Source organism: Bradyrhizobium erythrophlei (genome assembly GCF_900129505.1).
In the GTDB taxonomy this organism is placed as follows: Bacteria; Pseudomonadota; Alphaproteobacteria; order Rhizobiales; family Xanthobacteraceae; genus Bradyrhizobium; species Bradyrhizobium erythrophlei_D.
This window is the reverse complement of record NZ_LT670818.1, coordinates 9,052,661-9,073,219: the sequence shown is the minus strand read 5'-3', so window position 1 is coordinate 9,073,219 and position 20,559 is coordinate 9,052,661. Positions and strand designations below refer to the sequence as shown.

Sequence of the window (20,559 nt, the reverse complement as noted above, 5' to 3'; positions counted from 1 at the left end):
AAGTTACATCAACACCTCGAGCGCATTGCGCGGCGGGAATTATACGCATGTCTGGAGGCCGTCATTGCGAGCGCAGCGAAGCAATCCATTCTTTCTTTGGGCGGAGAGATGGATTGCTTCGCTGCGCTCGCAATGACGCTGATGGAGCGCGCTACGCCCTCAGTCGTCATCATCCGCGAAAGCGGATGATCCAGTACCCCGCGGCGGCAGCGATGGAATCGAGAAGCCGCGGCGTACTGGATGCCCCGCATGCGCGGGGCATGACAGCCAGTGCAGGGCGCCGGGCGCCGCGCGACTCCCTACCCCAGCAGCACCGCGTCCGCGCCGTTCACCGCCTCGGCGCTGTCGATCACCGTGCGTTCCAGCGAAGTCGCCTGCACCGAGATGTTTTCGGCGAAGAACCGTGCCAGCGTGATGTAACGGGAGGAATCGCCCTCGCCGAGATCGCGCGCGGCCAGCGCTTCGTTCGCCAGCATGCAGCCGCCGATCGCCGAGCCGAACAGCCGCAAGTAAGGCGTTGCACCGGCGAGCGCGTCGTTCGGCGCCGAGGTGACGCGCTCGAGCAGCCATCGGCTGGCGCGGTCGAGCGCGCCCAGCGCATCGCGCAGTTTGGTGCCGGTGGTGCCGAATGCCGGATCGTTGGAAATTTCGATCCGCTTGACGATATCGGAGAGTTCATCCAGCAGCGCCCACACCGACGCGCCGCCATTGGCGGCGAGCTTGCGCGTCACCAGGTCGATCGACTGGATGCCGTTGGTGCCCTCGTAGATCGCGGTGATGCGGGCATCGCGGTAATGCTGGGCGGCGCCGGTTTCTTCGATAAAGCCCATGCCGCCATGGACCTGCACGCCGAGCGAAGTGACCTCGTTGCCGATGTCGGTGGAAAACGCCTTTGCGATCGGCGTCAGCAGCGCGCCGCGGGCCGCGGCCAGCGCGCGGGTCTCGGGATCCTTGGCGCGCACGGAGATATCGAGCGCGACCGCGGTGGCGTAGCAGATGGTGCGCGACGCCGCGGTGAGCGCGCGCATCTGCATCAGCATGCGCTTGACGTCGGGATGCACGATGATGGGGTCGGTTTCGTTGCCGGGCTTGCCGGCGGCGCGGCCCTGGCGGCGCTCCTGCGCGTAGGCCAGCGCCTGCTGATAGGCGCGGTCGGCGATGCCGACGCCCTCGAGGCCGACGCCGAGCCGGGCCTGGTTCATCATCGTAAACATGCAGCGCATGCCCTGGTTTTCCTCGCCGATCAGATAGCCGATCGCGCCGCCACGATCGCCCATGGTCATGGTGCAGGTCGGCGCCGCGTGCATGCCGAGCTTGTGCTCGATGCCGCTGGCAAAGATGTCGTTGCGCGCGCCCAGCGAGCCGTCGGCGTTGACCAGGAATTTCGGAATCAGGAACAGCGAAATCCCCTTGGTGCCCGCGGGCGCATCGGGCAATCGCGCCAGTACGAAATGAACGATGTTGTCGCTCATATCGTGATCGCCATAGGTGATGAAGATTTTTGTACCCTTGATCCGGTAGCTGCCGTCCGGCGCGCGCTCGGCGCGGGTGCGCAGCGCGCCGACATCGGAGCCGGCCTGCGGCTCGGTGAGCTGCATGGTGCCGGGCCATTCGCCGGAGATCAGCTTGGCCAGATAGATTTTCTTCAATTCGTCGCTGCCATGGGCCTCGAGCGCCTCGATGGCGCTCAGCGTCAAGAGCGGGCACAGGCCGAAGGCGATGTTCGACGAACTCCAGATTTCGGTGCAGGCCGCATTGATCGCGAGCGGCAGGCCCTGGCCGCCGAATGCCTCGGGTCCCGACACCGCATTCCAGCCCCCCGCGGTCCAGCGCTTGTAGGCGTCGGGCCAGCCGGGCGCGGTGGTGACCTTGCCGGCGTCGAGCGTGATGCCGTGCTCGTCGCCGACGCGGTTGAGCGGCGCCAGCACGTCGGCGGCGAATTTGCCGGCTTCCTCCAGCACGGCCGCGGTGATGTCGGCGTCGAAATCGCCGTAATGGCCGGCTTTCACGGCGGCGTCGAGACCGGCGCCATGGTTGAGGGCCAGCAGCATGTCGTTGATCGGCGCACGGTAGGTCATGGCGGGGTCTCGCAGCTAGCGGGGAGTGCGAGGTCTTCCCACGAAACCGTTGATCTCTCAACTCTCCCGGCGCCTAAATCGAGCCCCGCGGTACCGGGAGACAGGGCCTTTCGAGGCCAAAAGGGTCGCATTTCCGGTGAAGCGTCACTTCAACATTCACTTCAATATGGAGAGAGGGGATGTGGGGCTGATTCCGCCCGAATTCCCGGCTCTAGCCTGTTGAAATGGTTCAGCTCCGTCTATAGACCGGCGGGGCCGAAAGGGAATCCGCCGGGTACGCCAGTCCCGCCGGTTTCCAGGCAGGTTTTGGGGCGTCGCCAAGTGGTAAGGCAGTGGATTTTGATTCCACCATACGGAGGTTCGAATCCTCCCGCCCCAGCCAGCTTTTAGCCAATGAAATCAGGTGCTTCTTGAAACGTCTGTTTTTCATTCTGAATGCGGCCAGAGAATTTCTCCAACGGACACCTTCGAAGTGGGGGTGAAAATCTTGATACTTCGAATAGATCAGACAAGAGCTGAGGCTTGTAGCGTCGGGTCAAAGCCTTTGGTCACGGGCCGGTTGACCCAGCACCGGACACATAGCTGCACCGTACAAGACCTGTCGTGGTTCGACGTCTGCTGTAACCATTTGCTCGTCTCCATGACTGTCGAATGGTGCCGCCCCATGTTGCTGATTAACACGCCGCACCAAGCTATTTTTGATGTGAGTCAATATCAAACCTAAGAGTGGTCCGCGGTCTGACCGGACTTCACCCAAGAAGTTGCGAGTTCCGAAATGGGGTCACTTGCGACCGAAATGAACTGTCCGTGCGACGTCCGCTTTGCCCCCGATAGCGACCATTGGGCGGACATTGCGGGAGGTCTGAAAAGTGCCACTTCCGGACTCATGCATCGCGATTCGATTGTTCTCGGGGGCGTCCGCACCGAGAGCGCGACGACGTTGTTGGCGGCATCGAGGGGCGCCTGAGGGACGTTATCACCCTCGCCGATCAGCACCACCTGGGGCGCTGCAGGATCGGTGTCGGTTAGCACTGTCGACGCGTGGTTTTGTCCTGAAGCGAGACCACAAATGACCGATCAGCGATAGGGCTAGCGCGCCCACAATAATCGGGAGCCAAATCGACGTGGTTATGATTAAGAAGGAAATGACGACCACACGTCCAAAGACCGATTCGCTCACCGGGTACTTAAGACGTGCGAAATATACGTAGATAACAAAGATGACGGCTAGCACCATCCACGCGGCGAAAAGCACTAGTAATAAGTCAATAAGTTCGTTGACGTAATGGTGCATGAGCGCACTTCCTGACAGCGTCAGCTCGAACTGCTGTCACCCACTGTGAGCGACTGTCGGTGATCATCGAGGAGAATTGGTCTTGTTGGCGTTCTCGGGCATCTGCACGCTTGGCGCCGCTGTGCCCACCAGCGCCCAACTCATGAAGGCGCAGCTTTCGATTCGGCCGAGCCACGCCTGTCAACGCGCACTAGTTGAGATGGCTCGGGCAAGGGCTCGTCCAATGCAATCATAACCGTCGGCGGTGTTGTGCAATCCGTCAAACGTTACAAGTGCGCTCTGCGCAACCCCGGCATTGATCGAGTTTCGCATCAGCGCAAAACGAGAGAATAGCCCCACCCTCTCCTGTTTTGCGACATCGATGATGATGCCCTCCATGGTTGAGTAGCTAGCTGAAGCGAGCACCTGTGGCGCATATTGCAGGTCCATCAACACGACGTCCGAAGACACTGCCTTAAGTGCCCTTACCCCTTCAAAAACGCTTTTTTTGAGCCCTTCGTCCGGCCGGCCACCCCAGGCGACGTCATTAGTACCTAATTGCCAGACAACGAGATCAGGCGTGTGCGCGAAAACGTCGCGCTCGAAGCGTGCGATGTTGTTCGGAATCGTATCGCCGATTCGACCGCTGTTGATGACCTTGATCGTGGCGTTGGATCTAAGTCTCGAGAGCTCTCGGCGCATCACCTCCGGATATGTGGCCGCGGACCTAAGCACCCAGAGTCCCACTGTCGACGATGATCCAATCGCTACAATCTTTAGCGGCTCACCAGATTTCAAACGCGCCGCCGTGCGGGGCAATTGTGCACCCAGCGAGATGTTCAAATTTGCCGAAAGGCATCTCTCCGCAGATGATAACTCGTCCTGTGCTTGAGACGGAGCACTGCCAGACAATCCGATAAGCAAGGCCGCGCCGATCGACGCTATTGTTCGAGCGGTTCGGGTACGGAGGGCAAAATAGGTCAACACATCTTCCCCCAATAACTGTCGATTCTCTCTTGACAAACCTTGGCGTCAGACGTTTCGCTATGTCCTTGAATTACAGGTCGATTGACGCGTGGGTAGCGAGTAACACGATGAATCCGCGGATAGTCGCGGGTGAGACCATGACCGGAAAGCCTGTAGCGAAGCGGCTGGTATTCCATATTGGCGGCTATGATCCAATCACGTCAGATGTCCGCGCGCAACGACGCTTTGTGCGCGAAATTGCCAGGTTCCAACGTACCTGGTCAGTGAAAGCGGCCGTTGACGGTTTGCATGATACCGCCGATCAGATGCAATGGAACGTGACGACAACCGGCCCCGATTGGCTAGTCGAAACCGATTACCGTCTGGTCCGATGGCACGACGTAATTGAGGCCTTCGGACGTCGAAGCATTGGCTCACGCATTTCCGTCGGCATTCTTGCGTTTCTGGATTTCGTTTTGGCCGGCACTCTTTGGCGTTACTTGCTGACCAACTGGCGCTACGCAGGTTTCTTTCTCTATCCGTTCGTCATGTTCGGACTGCTCATCGCGGCCGCCTTCTTGATTGGCGTGTTTGCATTCAAAATCACCGGATCAATTCCCATTGCTACTGGTGGCGGTCTCTTCGGGTTCGCAGCCGTTTTGGCGGGTCCGTGGCGTTGGCTGCACCTGGGCGACTTGTTCGACGATTGGATTTTTTCTCGCGAGTATATTCGATGCGGTAATTCGGAAATCGAGCAAAGGCTAGACAGGTTGGCCACCGAGCTCGTTGCTGCCGCGAGCAACTTTGCCGCAGACGAAATTTTGGTCATAGGGCACAGTCTTGGCGCCGTCCTTGCGGTTGACCTACTTGATCGCGCCTTGAAGCTGGACCCTGCACTCGGTCGGAACAAAATTCCCGTCACATTCTTGAGCGTTGGATCATCCATACTCAAGGTCGGCCTGCACCCGAAGGCAATACGCTTTCGCACGACGATGGAACGCGTCGCCAAGTCGCGCGCGATCTTCTGGGGCGACTATCAGGCCCTCATCGACCCGTTGAACTTTTACAAAAGCCGGCCAATGGCCGAAATGGGCTTATCGACAGAAAACGAAGCGACCGTCAGGGTCGTTAAACTAAGTCGAATGCTTGACCACGACATGTATCGACGCATCCGCCTCAATTTCTTCCGCGTGCACTGCCAGTTCGTGAGTGGAAATGATAGGCGAACATCGTACGATTACTTTATGCTCACATGCGGACCTATTTCAGCCAAATCCCAGACGCTCGCCCCGGATGGCGCCGTGTCGATGATCGCTGACGACGGAGGACTGATCGCAAGCGAGCCGCTGTCAGAAAGCGAACTGCTGGGAAGTCCCGGCGCGACGGCCTAATTCAAATGACGCCCACTATTTCAAAAGTCATTTTCGTTGCCTTGGTGATCGGCTGGTACCTCATACGTTATAAGTACGCGCGGCGTTCTCGCCGCGAAAGGATTGTATGGAGCGCTCGCGGCCCCGCGGAAACTGCGCTACTGCTCATATCTCTCGCAGGGCTTGGACTTGTGCCGCTCGTCTACGTAGCGACAGCGATACCTCGTTTCGCAACTTACAGCTTTCATCCCTTGTTCGCTTGGCTGGGACTTTTCTTTGCGATTGCGGCTTTGGGTATGTTTCACTTGACGCATCGCGCGCTCGGACGGAATTGGTCGATCAGTCTCGATGTGCGGGAGAATCATAAACTCGTGACGGAAGGGATTTACCGGAGAGTTCGACACCCGATGTATTCGGCATTTTGGCTGTGGGCTATCGCCCAGCCGTTGCTGCTGCCTAACTGGATTGCCGGCTTCGCGGGCCTGGCCGGTTTCGCGGTTTTGTACTTTGGCCGCGTCGCAAGAGAAGAGCGAATGATGTTAGAGACCTTTGGCGACAGCTATCGCGCGTATATGGCGAGGACTGGCCGGGTCTTCCCGTCGGTACTCTGAAGTAGGTTCTGACAGATATTGGATCTTTGGGACCACAAAGCGACCGGGATCCAAACGCCTCAAATTCCGTGCCATTTTCGCAACATTTGACAAAAAACGGCTGTCGGGACCGCCAATTCCTCGTTCTATTTGTTGCTGCCGTGGCGAGCGCCAGGTTATCTGACGATTGGTGAATCCCAAGCTACCCCTATTCACAGTGGGAGATCCTGATGTTGAAGTTCGTGATCCTCGGCGTCGCCTCTCTAGCCTTCGTGGGAACAGCAGTTGCTGCCGACCTCCCACGGCCTCAGCCGCAGCCGGTGGCTGCGCCGGTCGGTAAATATCCCTTGGGCAAATATCCCGTCGGCAAGAGCCCGGTAGGCAAATATCCGGTTGCGGCCCCGGTAGTGACCAAAGGTTGATCTAATATCTATTCGTGCGCCGGCGGCGTTCGTTTGGGTTAGATGGACTAATTGTGGCATCCGGTCTTTGATCCACGAGGATTCGAAGATGCTAGGAGTGACTCGGAAATATCCAAGTCTACAGCGTCTTGCTGTGGTAACGCTGCTTGCGGCCTCCGTGAGCTTGGGGGCCGGGAGTAGTCGCGCACAGCAACTCACGGCGCGCTCCGACCATCAGCAACAGGACGTTTTCCCTAAATCGGTGGCGAAGCTTGCTGAGAGCATGGCTGCTGTTACGCCCAGTGCCCCGCCGGCCAGGTCAGATGTAAAGCCAATTCAAAGAGCTACGGTCAGAGGTCCCTATTACGTTGATTTTCGTGCCCGCACGGCAGCAACCTACGGTCATGCATTCATCTGGTACGGAAAGACAAGCGAAAAAGAGGTCGAGGTCGCGGGTTTGGCTCCGGCTGGCGACACGCTGCCGTATATCTTGGGACACATCATATTTGTTCCCTCTGAGACAGGGGCGAGCTATGGCGATCTTGACGAGCAATATTTGACGGCGAGCTATCGGGTCTATTTGAATGAGGCTGACGCCGAGAAGGTCTTTGCTTATATCAAACACCTTCAGGAGACTTCGCCGCTCTGGAATGCGGCAACCGCCAACTGCACTGCTTTTATCGGCCGCATAGCAACTTTTATGGGCCTGAAGGCTCCGTTTCATCTGTTAAAGCCTGAGGAATACGTAAACCAGCTCAGAGAGCTGAACGGTGGACGAAAAACGGTGCAGCTTGAACCCGATCAAGGCTAGACTCCTCAGTATTGAGTTCATCCAGCTTTCCTGGCCGTCTGGATAGTGCGCGGTCTTCAACGAGTTCAAGCGAGCGGCGTCCTTCGAGGAAGTGTGGCTCAATACGACGGGCATTCGTGTGCTGCCTCACCTGACTGATGAATAGGCTGGGAGATCGTGCGAATGTCCGCGCCGTGCGGCAGCAATGCAGCCCCACCTCGTGGGTGCTTAGACGGTACTCATGGCTAAGCTCATCCTAGGACCCGTTCCGAGGATGAGTCCCGCTTGGTGGCGCAGTTGAGGAAGGTTCGCCAAAACGGATCGTGCGCTTCGGGAATGGCCGTAACGGCGCGATGCACAGTCTCTAGCGCTCGTCCCTTGAGACGGAGGTCACCGGCGCGGGCGGCGGCTCCATTGCGGCAAATCAAGTGCATGTAAACTATTGCGCCGGTTCGGGGACACCAATGCGGGTCTATATCATTGTTGCCGGCCTAGTCCTTTCGATCATCGGAAGGGGAAGCGCCACGGTTGTCGATAAAGGAACCGACACGCAGAGGTCTTGCGAGCTACTTGTTCAGAACTCGTTTCGCAATCAGGACGAAGCTCGGTCCGCCGGCGCCTGTGAGGGAATGATCGAGACTGCGATGCTCTTTTCACCAAATCTGCCAGCTGGCATACGTGCATGCCCCCCCACGCAAGGCAGCATTTTGCAGAGTGCCAAGGTCTTTCTGCGGTATATTGATAACAATCCGGATCGAGTGAATGAACCGGGGATCACCATCGCTATTGAAGCATTCAGAGATGCTTGGCCCTGCCAAGGGGACGATGCCGAGTCGTCTATCGGGACTGGACCAAAAAAGCACGCGCCGAAAAAATCAAAACAATAGAAAGTGTATCTGTCGATTCTGATGCTAGCCTTACGATCCGTAATGTTCGTGTCAGGGCTTGCTCGTACCTGACTCTCAATGCACCGAGGGATCTATAGGCAACTGCGCCTCAACCTCCGGGGAATCACATGACGATCCCGTGCCGCGTCCTAATGGTATATCCGAAGTTCATTCCGAACTCGTTCTGGAACTATACGGAAGCCTGCGAACTGGTCGGCGCGAAGTATCCGGCGGCGCCACTCGGCCTGATCACGGTCGCCGCTATGCTGCCGAAGCATTGGGACATCCGTCTCGTTAACCGTAACACCGAGCCTTTGACGGACGCGGACCTCGACTGGGCCGATCTCGTGATGATCGGCGGTATGCTCAACCAGCAGCCTGATTTCATCTACCTGATCGATCTCGCCCACCTGCACGGCAAGCCGGTATGTGTCGGTGGGCCTGACGTCTCCTCCAGCCCGCATCTTTACGCGGACGCGGACTTCCAGGTGATCGGCGAGGCCGAGCAAGTCATGGTGCACTTCATCGCTGCCTGGGAAAGCGGCGAACGCAAGGGTGTGTTCATCGCCGAGAAATTCAAGATCGACGTTACGCAAAGCCCGATGCCGCGTTACGATCTGATCAAGTTCGATCACTATCTCTTCATCGGCGTGCAATATTCGCGGGGCTGCCCGTTCACTTGCGAGTTCTGCGATATCATCGAGCTGTATGGTCGCGTGCCGCGCACCAAGACTAACGATCAGATTCTCGCCGAACTGCAAGCGCTCTACGATCACGGTTATCGCGGGCATGTCGATTTCGTCGACGACAATTTCATCGGCAACAAGAGGAACCTCCGCACGCTACTTCCGCGACTCAAAGCTTGGCTGGAAGAGCGCGACTATCCGTTCGAGTTCTCGACCGAAGCCTCGATCAATATCGCCGATGACGACGAGCTGTTGCAGGCGATGAAGGACGCGAACTTCTTCGCGATTTTCGTCGGCATCGAGAGCCCGGATCCAGAGACGCTCGTGCAGATGAAGAAGAAGCAGAACACCAGGCGCAACATCGCGGAGTGCATCCATAAGATTTACGGCTACGGCATGTTCGTTACTGCCGGCTTCATCGTCGGGTTCGATACCGAAAAAGTCTCGATGGGACAGGCGATGATCGACTTCATCGAGGAGACGGACATTCCGGTCTGCATGGTTGGACTACTTTATGCGCTGCCTGGCACACAGCTGACGCGGCGGCTAGCCGAGGAAGGCCGCCTGCACAAAGGCCATGACCTCATGAAGGTCGAGCAGGCCGGCGACCAATGCACGCTCGGCTGCAATTTCGACACCAAGCGTCCGCTTCGTGACATTCTTGTGGATTACAAGGCCGTGCTCCGGCACGTGTTCAGCCCGACGGCATATGCCGGACGGCTGTCAAGGCTCGCTGTCAAGCTCGACCGCTCCGACCGCCGCCGCGAGCTGCCGGATGGCGACATGCGCAAGAGGCTTGGCGGCATCGACAGCGTGCACAAGATCATACGGGCCCTGCCGGAGGTTCGCGAGCCGTTCTGGAAGACCTTCGTCGAGGTCGCCAAGACCAATCCAGGCGCGCTGCGTTACATCGTGATACTGATGGCGCTGTACATGCACCTCGGGCCGTTCTCGAAGCACGTGATCAGCCAGATTGACCGCCGCATTGCCGAGCTGGACGGTATGCATCCTGTGAGGGCGACGGGGGGTTAAGCAGGTGCTACCGCCAGCGACGGTGTAGCCACAACCACTGATCGGGATATTCGCGGATCCATTCCTCGATCACCGACGTGATCGCCTGCATCGTTCCCTGAATATCGATTTGCCCGGCGGCGTCGCGGACCGGCTTCACTTCTTCGGACAGTTCGCCACGAAAGCGGTTTCCGGGCAGGCGGACGATGCGTACGCCATGAACCGGGCACTCGATCTGCCGCAGCAGCCGGGCCAACATCGGATTGGCCCTGGTCTTGCGGCCAAAGAAAGTAACCTCGACGCCGTTGGTCAGATACTGGTCGACCAGCATCCCGACGTGCTGACCGTTTTTCAGGGCCTCCGCAAGTTTTAGTGGCGCGTCACGGCCAGCCGGAATTAGCGTGCCCATTTTTAGGGCGCGCATATCCTGGATGATGCGATCGGCCGCCGCGATGTTGGGCCGGCGATACAGAATCGCGGTGTCCAGCCCGTGCGCGACGGCAGCCAGAGCGGGAAGTTCCCAGTTGGCGAGATGGCTTGCAAAGATCAGCGCCGGTTTGCCGTCGTGTCGAAGCTGCGCAAACAATTCGTAGGAGCGCGTCCCGATTTCGATCCGGCTATCCTTGGAGCGCGCCGGATCGTGCTCCCAGATATGATCGAGGTGCGCGAATTCGGCGCCGACGCGACCGAGATTGTCCCAGACGCCTGCGAGAATGGCCTCGATCTCTGCGGGCGATTTCTCCGGAAATGCGGCGGTCAGATTGGCGCGACCGATCTTCTGCTCCCGCATCAAGGGCCCGATCAAGCGGGCGATCCGGCCGAACAGGTTGGCGGTCTTGATCGGATCGAAATAGCGGGCGGTACGCAGTATTCCGATCGTCAGCGCACCCACCGCGGCTTGGCCCAGCGGCGTGGTCGTGTCGCGAAGTCGGGCCTTGGCGCGATGCAGCAGACGTTGCATCAGAAACCAACGACGATCTCGCCGAACACCATTCGGCTTTCCATGCGCTTCAGTGTGCATCATTATACCAGCGCTGGCGATACGATCCAAGACACTAACGAGTTGCGCAGGGGCGCGCCCCTCGGATCGAGCTTCGTTCGGAGTAAATGTCTGTTCCGGGTTCACAAACGGAAGTCGTGGCCTAGCTGCGGGATGTCTGCTTCACCCCCGAAAGCCGACATTCACCGACACGACGGCGCAAAAAGCCATGGGGAGGGATGACCGGGAATCGTATTACGGTCTCGATCTTCGGCGCTTCGGGTCATTCTGAATGACCAGCTAACTTATTGATACCTTTGGGGCTGAATTCCACGCTTTTTTCAGAATGCGCTTTGAAATCGTTGGTGAAATGGCCTGATTTTGATTCCACCATACGGAGGTTCGAATCCTCCCGCCCCAGCCAAGCAGTCCGGCGCCTGGAGACTTTACCCTCAGTAACCTCAGAAAGGCCCGCCAATGGCGGGCTTTTGCGAATCGGCTATCGGTCTCCCGGCTCCGAAATTGGCCGCTGCAGGAGCCAAATCGCCGACTGTCTCCGGCGGATATTTGAAATATTCCCGTTTTCGGGAGACAGCGACCGGAGACTGGGTTCGATCGGGACTGCGTGGCCGGGCAGCAGTCGGATTTTGCGCCATTCTCCAAGCGGCCTTGGCCCAAAATTGGGAAGGGCTCCTCGTACATTGCGTCCCGTCGGGTATCGGAAAAGGAATCCAAGCGCACTGCGCGATGACGATTCAACCTTATCGCATCGCGCTTTAGCGAACGGCGGGAGTGGTGTTGCTCCAGGTGGGAACCGCGTTTGTGACTCCCACCGAAGGCCAACTGTATGTGCCTATTGACGGAGCCGTGACAGTTCCAACCGGATTTCCGGATGTACCATAGCCACCGTTTCGCGGTACCGACACTCCGGCCAGCGGATAAGGGCCGGACGTGGACGTCTGATAGGAGATTGAGTGCCTGCTGTGCCTGTACTTCTTCGCTTGCGCAGCAAACGGGGTGACAGCAATTCCTGCGGCCACGAGCACGGCCATCGCCAGTTTAATCGTGTTCATCGCTTGATCCTCCTCCGTGATAGATAGGGGATAACGCACGTTCTGCACGAGCCTCGACGTAAACTCTTGTTGAGCCTGCGTGATCACGCTCTTGGTCTCATTGGATATCGCGGCCTTTGGTTATTGACCACGCCGTTCAGCCTCGCTCGGCCCGCAAGCGGAATCTCTAAGCGTGAATTCCGACAAGCAATTCGATATGTTTCAGCGCGTCAGCCTGCTCCCCCGAGACCGTTTTCTTTTTTGCGGCGCGCAGCGATGATCTCGCCGACGCCTGATCGCGAACCCGGCGAATAGGCGAGCCGCCGATGTCTGAGTCTGGCAGTGCGCCCCGAAGGCGCGGATCACTAGTGGAGGAAGATTCCACCCAGAGAGTTGTCGATTGATCTGGTAGCTGACGAGCGGCTCGGCCGGGTAACCGGCAGGGCTGGAGCCTCGTGACAAAGGCCGCTTTAGGCGGTTGAGCAATCCGGCGGGCCGTAACGTGAGTGAAGCCTGAGCAGGCCTCGAAAGTGACAATGCGGATGCCGACCCTCCTGCCATTTGGGGAAGGCTGTATGAGCGGGGAAGCAATCGACACGCGCACCCGCTCGATCCGCCGGGGTAGTGGGCACGGCACGTCGGAAAGGTGGTTCGGGTAATCGGGGGAGACCCGTCAAGGGCGAGGGTAGCGGCCTCAACGTCGCGAAAGGCGGCGGCCATGGCGGGAGTCGGACGGGGTCGTATGACCGTTGAAGCCGGGTAATGCTGGCTGAGGAAAGGGCCCCGACTTCTGGTGCGCTTTCGAAGATGGCTAGGTCGTGGTGATTGGCGATGAGCCTGCAAACACCATCAAAGACAGGAGCCGCCGGAGATTGCTGTGTCGAGGGGCGAAGGAGAGTTACTCACCGCACCGAAGCCGCGTGCGGTTAGTTTGCTCTCTGTGTGCCTCACGGTGAAACCAGTCGGAGAGCCGGATGCCTTAATCGGGCACGTCCGGTTCGATGAGCGGGGATGGGAAACGGAGCGTTGCCGAATGGCCCAAGCTACCGCGCCCATCCTCGACTCTACCCGAACGGACATGCCGACCCTGTTGAGCGATGTCCGTTGTTAGAGGCAAAGCAGAATACATCTGCGAAGCGCCGGGAGACCGGCAAGGAGTAGAGAGTGCAAGTCTCTTACGATGAGGGAGTAGCGATCCACATCGGCCCCGAGTCATGCGCAGTTGCCCGCGAGGGTTTCGGCGAAGCGTTGACAGGGGAGCGCATAGGCCAGCCATCGAGCCGCGAAAGATTCCTATTCTGGGTGCCGACACCGTGCAGATCGTGGAAGGCAATACGTCTGGGCGCGTCATCGCGAGCGCCAGGACGACCCGGCGTGGTCAGAGACCCTGGCATGTGCAGACGCTCCTTGCGCGGGAACCGGGAGATCTCGCGATCGACCGTTCGGCAACAGCCGCCGGTCCGCATCGGGAAGGTGAGGAGCCGTAGCCGATGATGCACGGTCGTGAGAAGTCAGACTCTGCCATAGTAGCTGTGAAGCCGACGAACAAAGCGGTCCCGACCGCAGCGGAGCCGGTGGAGCCAAGGGCGGGGGCCAAGGGGAACGCGCGCCGGCAAAGCACGCACCGGACACAGGGACGGGAGCGCGTGGCACAGGCGCTGGAGCGCGTACGGCAAGCCGCAAGGCAACGGAAGAAGGGGAAGCTCACTGCACTCCTCCACCACATCAGTATCGACTGCCTGCGGATAGCGTTCTTCGCGCTCAAACGCGATGCCGCCTCTGGGGTGGATGGACTGACGTGGCCGACCTACGAAGCAGACCTTGACCGAAACCTCACTGATCTGCATGAGCGGGTTCATCGGGGAGCATACCGGGCACTGCCATCACGCCGGACATACATACCGAAGGCTGATGGGAAACAGCGTCCGTTGGCGGTTGCGGCACTCGAGGACAAGATCGTCCAGAGAGCGACCGCAGCTGTGTTGAACGCCATCTACGAGGAAGACTTCCTCGGGTTCAGCTACGGGTTCCGACCCAAGCGAGGTCAGCACAATGCGCTGGATGCGCTGGTTGTCGGGATCACGAGCAGGCGAGTGAACTTCATTTTTGACGCAGATGTGGCCTCCTTTTTCGACTCAGTCAGCAAAGACTGGCTGGTGCGATTCGTGGAGCACCGCATCGGCGATCTGCGCATTATCCGCCTGATCCAGAAGTGGTTGAAGGCGGGTGTCCTAGAGAACGGGGTTGTCACGGTCAGTGAAAAGGGAACGGGGCAGGGATCGGTAATCTCACCGCTGCTCGCCAACGTCTACCTGCATTACGTGTTCGACCTCTGGGCCGAGCGCTGGCGACGGCACGAGGCCACGGGCGACATGATCCTCATGCGGTATGCTGATGACATTGTCGTCGGCTTCGAGCACGAGGGGGACGCCCGGCGCTTCTGGGACGATATGCGCAAGCGGTTCGAGGAGTTCTCGCTGTCGCTCAATCCGGACAAGACTCGCCTGATCGAGTTCGGCCGCTTTGCGGCGGAACGACGCGCTCATCGCGGGCTCGGAAAACCGGAGACCTTCAACTTTCTTGGCTTTACCTTCATCTGTGAACGCAACAGCCGTGGACAGTTCCTTGTCAAAAGAACAACACGGCGCGATCGCATGCAGGCAACGCTCAGGAGGATCAAGGAGGAATTGCGACGGCGCATGCACGAGCCTATCCCCGAGCAAGGGGCTTGGCTCAAGCAGGTGGTCAGAGGCTTCTTCGCTTATCATGCCGTGCCGACCAACGGCCCTGCACTGAGAGCATTCTACTATTATGTGAAGCGCATCTGGTTGCGCACGCTGCGGCGGCGTAGCCAGAAGGACCGCTTCTCGTGGCAGCGAATGCATGGGCTAGCCGCCGACTGGCTCCCCCAACCGCGCATCCTTCACCCATATCCCGATAGGCGTTTTGCCGTCATGCACCCAAGGTAGGAGCCGTGTGCGGGAATCCCGCCTGCACGGATTTGGGCGGGGGGCGGTCAGCAATGATCGTCCCTACCGCGCTTCACGTTGATTTCCTCTCAGTTTGACCCAACTCGGACATGGCTCTGAATTTCACGCACCGCGCTTTCGCGGGTTCGCGCGCGAACGTGAATTGACTAAGTTCATTATGGCTTGTCTGTTCTTAGGCATTGATGCTGTCCCGTCTATCTCGAGGGAGATTCTGATGCGCATTCTGGCCTTGGCGATTTTCGGGACGCTCTCAATAGGGTCGGCGACGGCCCAGACGTACGATCCGGCCTATCCGGTTTGCTTGCACGTGTACGATAGGGGGGCCAACTATTACGAATGCAGGTACGCGTCACTGCCTCAGTGTAACGCGTCGGCATCGGGCCGCGCGGCCGAGTGCGTCATCAATCCATATTTTGCGAGCGCGGAAGAGCCCGTGAGACGACATTATCGCCAGCATCCTCGCGTCTACTAGGACATGATCTTGCGGCCGCTTTAGTTACGGTGACGGTGCTGGACTGCACCCCTGGAACGAGACACAGATAATTTCTGTGACAGGCTCATTTCGAGGATGGCCTGTGGCAGCAAGAGGAAAGAACCGTCAGTTTCCGACGGCGTTGGCAAATCCTCGATTAGGAGTACTGTTGCCAACGCACGAATGTATGATTACGCTCTACCCGAGGTACGCCCAAACGGTCTTTCGATTGGCCGCACGTTCATGCCCAAGTTCCTTCGCATCGGAATCCATCAGTCGAACGTTTCCGGATACACGTCAAAGGCATGGTGCGTTCGACGGGTTGGTTCGGCGGTTTTCCTGAAGTGGGGCCCCGTGGAGGTCTATGGCGCCGGAGATGGGCGAAGGGTTTACTGGACGCTTCCACCGAGGGTGAAAACAATTCGTTGCGGCACCGTGCCGCGTGCCAAAGACTATGCAAAAGCCGCGATCGCGCGGCGACGCAGCCATCGCTATGAACCGCTGGTGGGATCTATTGCGATCCGGCGCCGATCCCCCAGCCGTGGCGCCGAACTCGAACAAGCGCTCGCCACGATCCTCTTTGTCGATATCGTCCGCTCCACCGAAAAAGCCGCGCGGCTCGGCGATGCCCGATGGACGCAGGTGATGAGTCACTATTACGCCGCCGTCCGTCGAGAGCTGAAGACCTTGCGCGGAAAGGAGGTCGTGACGACGGGGGACGGACTGCTGGCGACGTTCAAGGCGCCGGCCGCCGGGGTCCGTTGCGCGACCGCGATCCGCGAGGCCGTGCGCACGCTGGGGCTCGAGATCAGGGTAGGGCTGCATGCAGGCGAATACAAAGTGAGCGGGTCCGAGGTGGTCGGTCTCGCGTTTCACATCGGCGCGCGCGTCGCCGCGAAGGCGCGGGCCGGCGAAGTCCTGGTCTCGAGCGCGGTCAGGGACCTGATGTCGCAATCTGGAATCCGCTTCAGGGATCACGGCGTTCACCAACTCAAAGGCGTGCCGGAGCGATGGCGCCTGTACCGGGTCGAACCTTGAGGTGTCCTGCAAGAGTGGACACCGGCTTTGCAATCGGTTCGATGTCGCGGCCGCGCCGACGAGGTGGGTCGAATAGAGCTTCTTGCGGCGATGTGAGTCCGGTTGTGGCACATTTCTGACATCACGCGACGTCCGACTTGAGTCCGGGATGCATAGCAAAAGCAGCCGCCTGCCCAACAATGCGAATTCAGGCGTTCATGCCTTCGGCCGCCCCGGCTGCGACAAAACAACCCGTCGGGCAGATTTTCGCTTTCGCCGTCGGGCAAATCACGTTTAGAACTCCCGGCATCCTGTCCCCGAGGAAGGGGCGTTGGCCATCGTCACGAACGTTGGGATGGGATGCGGTGGACGCGGCGGCGTCGTGCGCGCGAAGGGATGGCAGGGCGGGCTTTCAGGGCTCGTGAGCGATCCTTGGGACGTGCGGACGAGCGGCGCCGAAGCGTACGGTGAAGTCGTGTGGTCCTGACGCCTCAGCGGTTGGCGTCAAGCCTGCGAAAGGCAAGTCGGCCCGACCGGGCGCTGATGCGCCAGCTATTCGCGGGCGACGGAGACAACAAAGCCCGATTCTCCGGGGAGATCACGAAGTAAGCCGTAAAGCCATTGCGCAGGGAATGCCGGAGTGCCTCCGCTGAACCTGTATGCTCGTGTGCGTTTTCTTTCGCACATATTTGCACACGAGACCGCGGGTGCAGCGCGCATCCGGCATTCCCTGTTCCCTTCATTTCGGAGGGACAACGAACCGCAAAACTCGGGCGACATCGTGCCGCGAGAATGCGAACGCATATCCGCTGTTTGAAATTCGAATCGGAAATAGAATTCGTCGCCCCGGACAAGCGCCTCCTGAGCTCCCCTCCACCCACGCGCCCTTGCGCGTGGCGGGGTCCGAGGCGAGCAAAGCTCGCTCTCGAGGTCGGGGGTGGGGGGTCTATCAGTTTACTCCTCTGGCAGAGAATTTGCTGAACCGCCCCCACCCCCGACCCCTCCCCGCCGCTTCGCGGGGGAAGGGGAGACGGATCAGCGTGGACACCTGTAGTAGGCTCGCAGAGCCACTCTCAAAGCGTCATTGCGAGGAGCGCAAGCGACGAAGCAATCCATCTGTCAGCATGCGTGGCTTCTGGATTGCTTCGCTTGCGCTCGCAATGACGTTGATGGACTGGAGCGGAATGAATTTCGGTCAGATCAATTGATGCGCGGGGCTCTGCTCACCTCTCCCGACGGGAAGAGGTGAAAAACGCCGACGCCTAATGCGCGACAATCATGGGCACCCTGGTCGCGGGGGGCGTGTTGCGGCTGCGCTGGGTGCGCACGATGCCGTCGATGATGGTCATGCCGATGCCGGGGAGGTCGCCGAGCTGCACGCTGTCGAGGATGGTCTTGCCGGGGGAATGCTGGGCCCGGTCCATGATGACGAAATCGGCCGATCGCCCGACTTCGATCAGGCCGCAATCCAGCGCGCGCATTCGCGCGGTGTTGCCGGTTGCCAGGCAAAAGGCGATTTCGGCGGGCAACTCGCCGAGCGACGACAGCATCGACACCATCCGCAGGATGCCGAGCGGCTGCACGCCGGAGCCGGCCGGCGCATCGGTACCGAGAATGACGCGGCTGAGATCACCCATCTCGCGTGCAATCCGCAAGGTGTAGAGCGCCGAGCGCTCATTGCCATTGTGAACCAGTTCGAGACCGCGCTTGCAGCCCTCACAGATGCAACGGATCTGGTCGTCGGGAAGCGCGGTATGGCCGCCATTGATGTGGCCGATCACATCGGTATCGGCTTCCAGCACCACATCCTTGTCGATCAGTCCGGAGCCGGGAATCGAAGGCCCGCCGGTGTGGATCGTGCTCTGGATGCCGTATTTGCGCGCCCAGCCCACCATCTTCCGGGCGGTCGGACCGTCCTTGACCCCGCCGAGGCCGACCTCGCCGAGCAGCTTGACGCCGGCCGCGGCGAGTTCCTTGAAATCGTCCTCGACCATTTCGCATTCGATCACGGGCGCGCCGGCGTGAACTTTCACGCCGCCGGGCCGCAGGGTCCAGAACGCGCGCTGGGCGAAGATCGCCATCGCCTTGAGGCCGACGACGTCGCGGGGGCGGCCTGGCATATGGACTTCGCCGGCGGAGATCATGGTGGTGACGCCGCCATTGAGATAGCTGTCGATCCAGCCGGTCTGGTTTTGCCGCGGGGTCCAGTCGCCGGCGACGGGATGAACATGGCTGTCGATCAGTCCGGGTGCGACGGTCGTGCCGTTGGCGTCGATCACGGTCGTAGCACCTTCGGCATCGATATCCCCGGCGCGGCCGATGGCGGTGATCTTGCCGTTCTCCGCGACGATGCTGTCGGCGTCGAGGATCGGCTTCTCCATGGCGCCACTCAGCAGCAGCCCGATATTGCGGATCACGAGCTTGGTCGGGCCGCCTGCCTGGGGTTCGTCGTGGGCCATGGTTTTTCCTTGTTGTTCAATGCCTTCGCAGGCCGCTCGGAAAGCATCTTGCCCGCGCCTTGACGCCGGGATCAAGCCGGATTATTCATTTGTATACGAATGAATGTATACGAACGAGTTGCCCGGAACAATCGGTTTTAGGATGAGCGGAACTGTCGCGATGAGCAATTTCAACCAGGAAAGCGTTTTGAGCGTCCATCACTGGACCGAAACGCTGTTCAGCTTCACCACCACGCGCAACCCGTCCTTCCGTTTTCGCAACGGCGAATTCACGATGATCGGCCTGAAGGTCGGCGAAAAGCCGCTGCTGCGGGCCTACAGCGTTGCCAGCGCCAATTACGAGGACCGGCTCGAATTCTTCTCGATCAAGGTGCCGGATGGTCCGCTGACCTCGCGTCTGCAGCACCTGAAACAGGGCGACGAGATCATCGTCAGCCGCAAGGCGACCGGTACGCTGGTGATCGATAATCTGGAGGACGGACGCAACCTCTATCTGATCGGAACCGGGACCGGGCTCGCGCCGTTTCTGAGTGTGATCAAGGATCCCGAGACCTACGTGCGCTTTGAAAAGGTGGTGCTGCTGCATGGCTGCCGCCGCGTCGCCGAACTCGCCTATGGCGAGATGATCACGGAGAAACTGCCGAACGACGATCTGATCGGCGACCTCGTGCGCAACCAGCTGATCTACTATCCGACCGTGACGCGTGACCCGTTCCGCAATCGCGGCCGGATCACGGAGCTCATGAATTCAGGCAAGCTGTTCAGCGACATTGGTCTTGCCCCGCTCGCGAGCGGACAGGATCGCGTCATGATCTGCGGCAGCCCATCATTGGTTCATGACACCCGCGCGCTGCTTCTGGGCAGGGGTTTCGTCGAAGGCAATCACGGCGAGCCGGGCCAGTTCGTGGTCGAGAAGGCCTTCGCGGAGCGCTGACGCCGCCCGGGGCGATTCCGGATTCCCCGGCAAATATAGGCTGAATCGAGCGGGGGGACCTCCGGCTGGGCCCAATAAGCCGGGTTGAACGGCGCAATCAGCTATAAAATGGCTGTTTTTCCCGTAAAAAACCAACAAATCTGTGCAGAAAGCTCTCAGTGCCTGCTTGTTGGTCTAATATCGCCTCGCCACGAATCAGAGGAGACACAATGGCTACCCAAATGTCCAAGTCGCAGTTGATCGAAAAGATTGCGACCACCACCGAGCTTTCCAAGCGCGACGTCAAGAACGTCATGGATACGCTGACCGATGTCGGCCACAAGGAACTGAAGAAGAACGGACTGTTTCTGGTACCGGGCTTTGCCAAGTTCGTCGTCGTCAAGAAGCCGGCGACCAAGGCCAGGAAGGGCACCAATCCGTTCACCGGCGAAGAGATGATGTTCAAGGCCAAGCCAGCCCGGAAGATCGTACGGGCCCGGCCCGTCAAAGCCGCCAAGGACGCCGTCTAAAAGAAAAAGGCCCCCGCAAGGGGGCCTTTTGTTTGAGGGCCTTCTCCTCAGGTCCGCTGAAAAGCGGCACTTCATTTCACGCGCGACGCTCGACC

General features: G+C 59.5%; 15 protein-coding genes and 1 tRNA gene. 12 read left to right on the top strand and 4 right to left on the bottom strand.

Going from position 1 to position 20,559, the window contains the following annotated elements; translation table 11 throughout:
- Positions 1 to 299: 299 nt before the first annotated feature.
- The gene (locus B5525_RS42930) at positions 300 to 2,078 is read right to left on the bottom strand and encodes an acyl-CoA dehydrogenase (protein ID WP_079572555.1); all 1,779 of its coding nucleotides are present in this window, start codon (positions 2,076 to 2,078) and stop codon (positions 300 to 302) included.
- Between the two features lie 307 nt (positions 2,079 to 2,385).
- Between B5525_RS42930 and B5525_RS42925 the strand changes: the two genes are divergently transcribed.
- A tRNA-Gln gene (locus B5525_RS42925) sits at positions 2,386 to 2,460 on the top strand.
- Between the two features lie 1,092 nt (positions 2,461 to 3,552).
- Here the strand turns inward: B5525_RS42925 and B5525_RS42915 are convergent.
- A complete protein-coding gene (locus B5525_RS42915) occupies positions 3,553 to 4,335 on the bottom strand; it encodes an SGNH/GDSL hydrolase family protein (RefSeq protein WP_172900093.1) in 783 nt (260 codons plus the stop codon).
- Positions 4,336 to 4,475: 140 nt separating this feature from the next.
- On the opposite strand from B5525_RS42915, the gene B5525_RS42910 reads away from it, so the two are divergent.
- From B5525_RS42910 to B5525_RS42885, 6 genes are all read left to right on the top strand, one after another.
- Entirely contained in the window at positions 4,476 to 5,708 is a 1,233-nt protein-coding gene (locus B5525_RS42910; protein ID WP_154073764.1) for a hypothetical protein, read from the top strand.
- 5 nt (positions 5,709 to 5,713) lie between these two features.
- A complete protein-coding gene (locus B5525_RS42905) occupies positions 5,714 to 6,298 on the top strand; it encodes a protein-S-isoprenylcysteine O-methyltransferase (protein ID WP_079572549.1) in 585 nt (194 codons plus the stop codon).
- A gap of 209 nt (positions 6,299 to 6,507) precedes the next feature.
- Entirely contained in the window at positions 6,508 to 6,699 is a 192-nt protein-coding gene (locus tag B5525_RS42900; protein ID WP_079572547.1) for a hypothetical protein, read from the top strand.
- Between the two features lie 88 nt (positions 6,700 to 6,787).
- On the top strand, positions 6,788 to 7,489 hold the full coding sequence (locus B5525_RS42895) for a hypothetical protein (protein ID WP_079574522.1): 702 nt from the start codon (positions 6,788 to 6,790) through the stop codon (positions 7,487 to 7,489).
- Positions 7,490 to 7,932: 443 nt separating this feature from the next.
- Entirely contained in the window at positions 7,933 to 8,355 is a 423-nt protein-coding gene (locus B5525_RS42890) for a Rap1a/Tai family immunity protein (protein ID WP_079572545.1), read from the top strand.
- Between the two features lie 128 nt (positions 8,356 to 8,483).
- Positions 8,484 to 10,073, top strand: a complete 1,590-nt coding sequence (locus B5525_RS42885) for a B12-binding domain-containing radical SAM protein (RefSeq protein WP_079572543.1) — start codon at positions 8,484 to 8,486, stop codon at positions 10,071 to 10,073.
- A 7-nt stretch (positions 10,074 to 10,080) separates the two neighbouring features.
- Here the strand turns inward: B5525_RS42885 and B5525_RS42880 are convergent, their stop codons facing one another.
- Positions 10,081 to 11,013, bottom strand: coding sequence for a lipid A biosynthesis lauroyl acyltransferase (locus B5525_RS42880; protein WP_079572541.1), 933 nt, complete (start codon positions 11,011 to 11,013; stop codon positions 10,081 to 10,083).
- Positions 11,014 to 13,729: 2,716 nt separating this feature from the next.
- On the opposite strand from B5525_RS42880, the gene ltrA reads away from it, so the two are divergent.
- The 3 genes from ltrA (at position 13,730) to B5525_RS42855 (ending at position 16,583) form a co-directional block, all read left to right on the top strand.
- Positions 13,730 to 15,052 (top strand): group II intron reverse transcriptase/maturase, encoded by a 1,323-nt coding sequence (gene ltrA / locus B5525_RS42865; RefSeq protein ID WP_425305221.1) that lies wholly within the window; start codon positions 13,730 to 13,732, stop codon positions 15,050 to 15,052.
- 178 nt (positions 15,053 to 15,230) lie between these two features.
- Positions 15,231 to 15,545, top strand: a complete 315-nt coding sequence (locus B5525_RS42860) for a DUF3551 domain-containing protein (RefSeq protein WP_338075321.1) — start codon at positions 15,231 to 15,233, stop codon at positions 15,543 to 15,545.
- Between the two features lie 243 nt (positions 15,546 to 15,788).
- A complete protein-coding gene (locus tag B5525_RS42855) occupies positions 15,789 to 16,583 on the top strand; it encodes an adenylate/guanylate cyclase domain-containing protein (protein ID WP_079574519.1) in 795 nt (264 codons plus the stop codon).
- Positions 16,584 to 17,824: 1,241 nt separating this feature from the next.
- Here the strand turns inward: B5525_RS42855 and B5525_RS42850 are convergent.
- A complete protein-coding gene (locus B5525_RS42850) occupies positions 17,825 to 19,021 on the bottom strand; it encodes an amidohydrolase family protein (RefSeq protein ID WP_079572539.1) in 1,197 nt (398 codons plus the stop codon).
- A 160-nt stretch (positions 19,022 to 19,181) separates the two neighbouring features.
- On the opposite strand from B5525_RS42850, the gene B5525_RS42845 reads away from it, so the two are divergent.
- Both B5525_RS42845 and B5525_RS42840 read left to right on the top strand, forming a co-directional pair.
- Positions 19,182 to 19,955: a ferredoxin--NADP reductase gene (locus B5525_RS42845; protein WP_079574518.1), complete on the top strand. Its 774-nt coding sequence runs from the start codon at positions 19,182 to 19,184 to the stop codon at positions 19,953 to 19,955.
- 209 nt (positions 19,956 to 20,164) lie between these two features.
- Positions 20,165 to 20,464 (top strand): HU family DNA-binding protein, encoded by a 300-nt coding sequence (locus B5525_RS42840; protein ID WP_079572537.1) that lies wholly within the window; start codon positions 20,165 to 20,167, stop codon positions 20,462 to 20,464.
- The last annotated feature ends 95 nt before the right edge of the window (positions 20,465 to 20,559 follow it).

Excerpts from the sequence above, each read along its gene's own strand:
- B5525_RS42840 (WP_079572537.1), top strand. The coding sequence starts at position 20,165 with ATGGCTACCCAAATGTCCAAGTCGCAGTTGATCGAAAAGATTGCGACC.
- B5525_RS42855 (WP_079574519.1), top strand. The coding sequence starts at position 15,789 with ATGCCCAAGTTCCTTCGCATCGGAATCCATCAGTCGAACGTTTCCGGA.
- B5525_RS42905 (WP_079572549.1), top strand. The coding sequence starts at position 5,714 with ATGACGCCCACTATTTCAAAAGTCATTTTCGTTGCCTTGGTGATCGGC.
- B5525_RS42910 (WP_154073764.1), top strand. The coding sequence starts at position 4,476 with ATGACCGGAAAGCCTGTAGCGAAGCGGCTGGTATTCCATATTGGCGGC.
- B5525_RS42900 (WP_079572547.1), top strand. The coding sequence starts at position 6,508 with ATGTTGAAGTTCGTGATCCTCGGCGTCGCCTCTCTAGCCTTCGTGGGA.
- B5525_RS42885 (WP_079572543.1), top strand. The coding sequence starts at position 8,484 with ATGACGATCCCGTGCCGCGTCCTAATGGTATATCCGAAGTTCATTCCG.
- B5525_RS42860 (WP_338075321.1), top strand. The coding sequence starts at position 15,231 with ATGGCTTGTCTGTTCTTAGGCATTGATGCTGTCCCGTCTATCTCGAGG.
- B5525_RS42895 (WP_079574522.1), top strand. The coding sequence starts at position 6,788 with ATGCTAGGAGTGACTCGGAAATATCCAAGTCTACAGCGTCTTGCTGTG.
- B5525_RS42845 (WP_079574518.1), top strand. The coding sequence starts at position 19,182 with ATGAGCAATTTCAACCAGGAAAGCGTTTTGAGCGTCCATCACTGGACC.
- B5525_RS42850 (WP_079572539.1), bottom strand. The coding sequence starts at position 19,021 with ATGGCCCACGACGAACCCCAGGCAGGCGGCCCGACCAAGCTCGTGATC.
- B5525_RS42880 (WP_079572541.1), bottom strand. The coding sequence starts at position 11,013 with ATGCAACGTCTGCTGCATCGCGCCAAGGCCCGACTTCGCGACACGACC.
- B5525_RS42890 (WP_079572545.1), top strand. The coding sequence starts at position 7,933 with ATGCGGGTCTATATCATTGTTGCCGGCCTAGTCCTTTCGATCATCGGA.
- B5525_RS42930 (WP_079572555.1), bottom strand. The coding sequence starts at position 2,078 with ATGACCTACCGTGCGCCGATCAACGACATGCTGCTGGCCCTCAACCAT.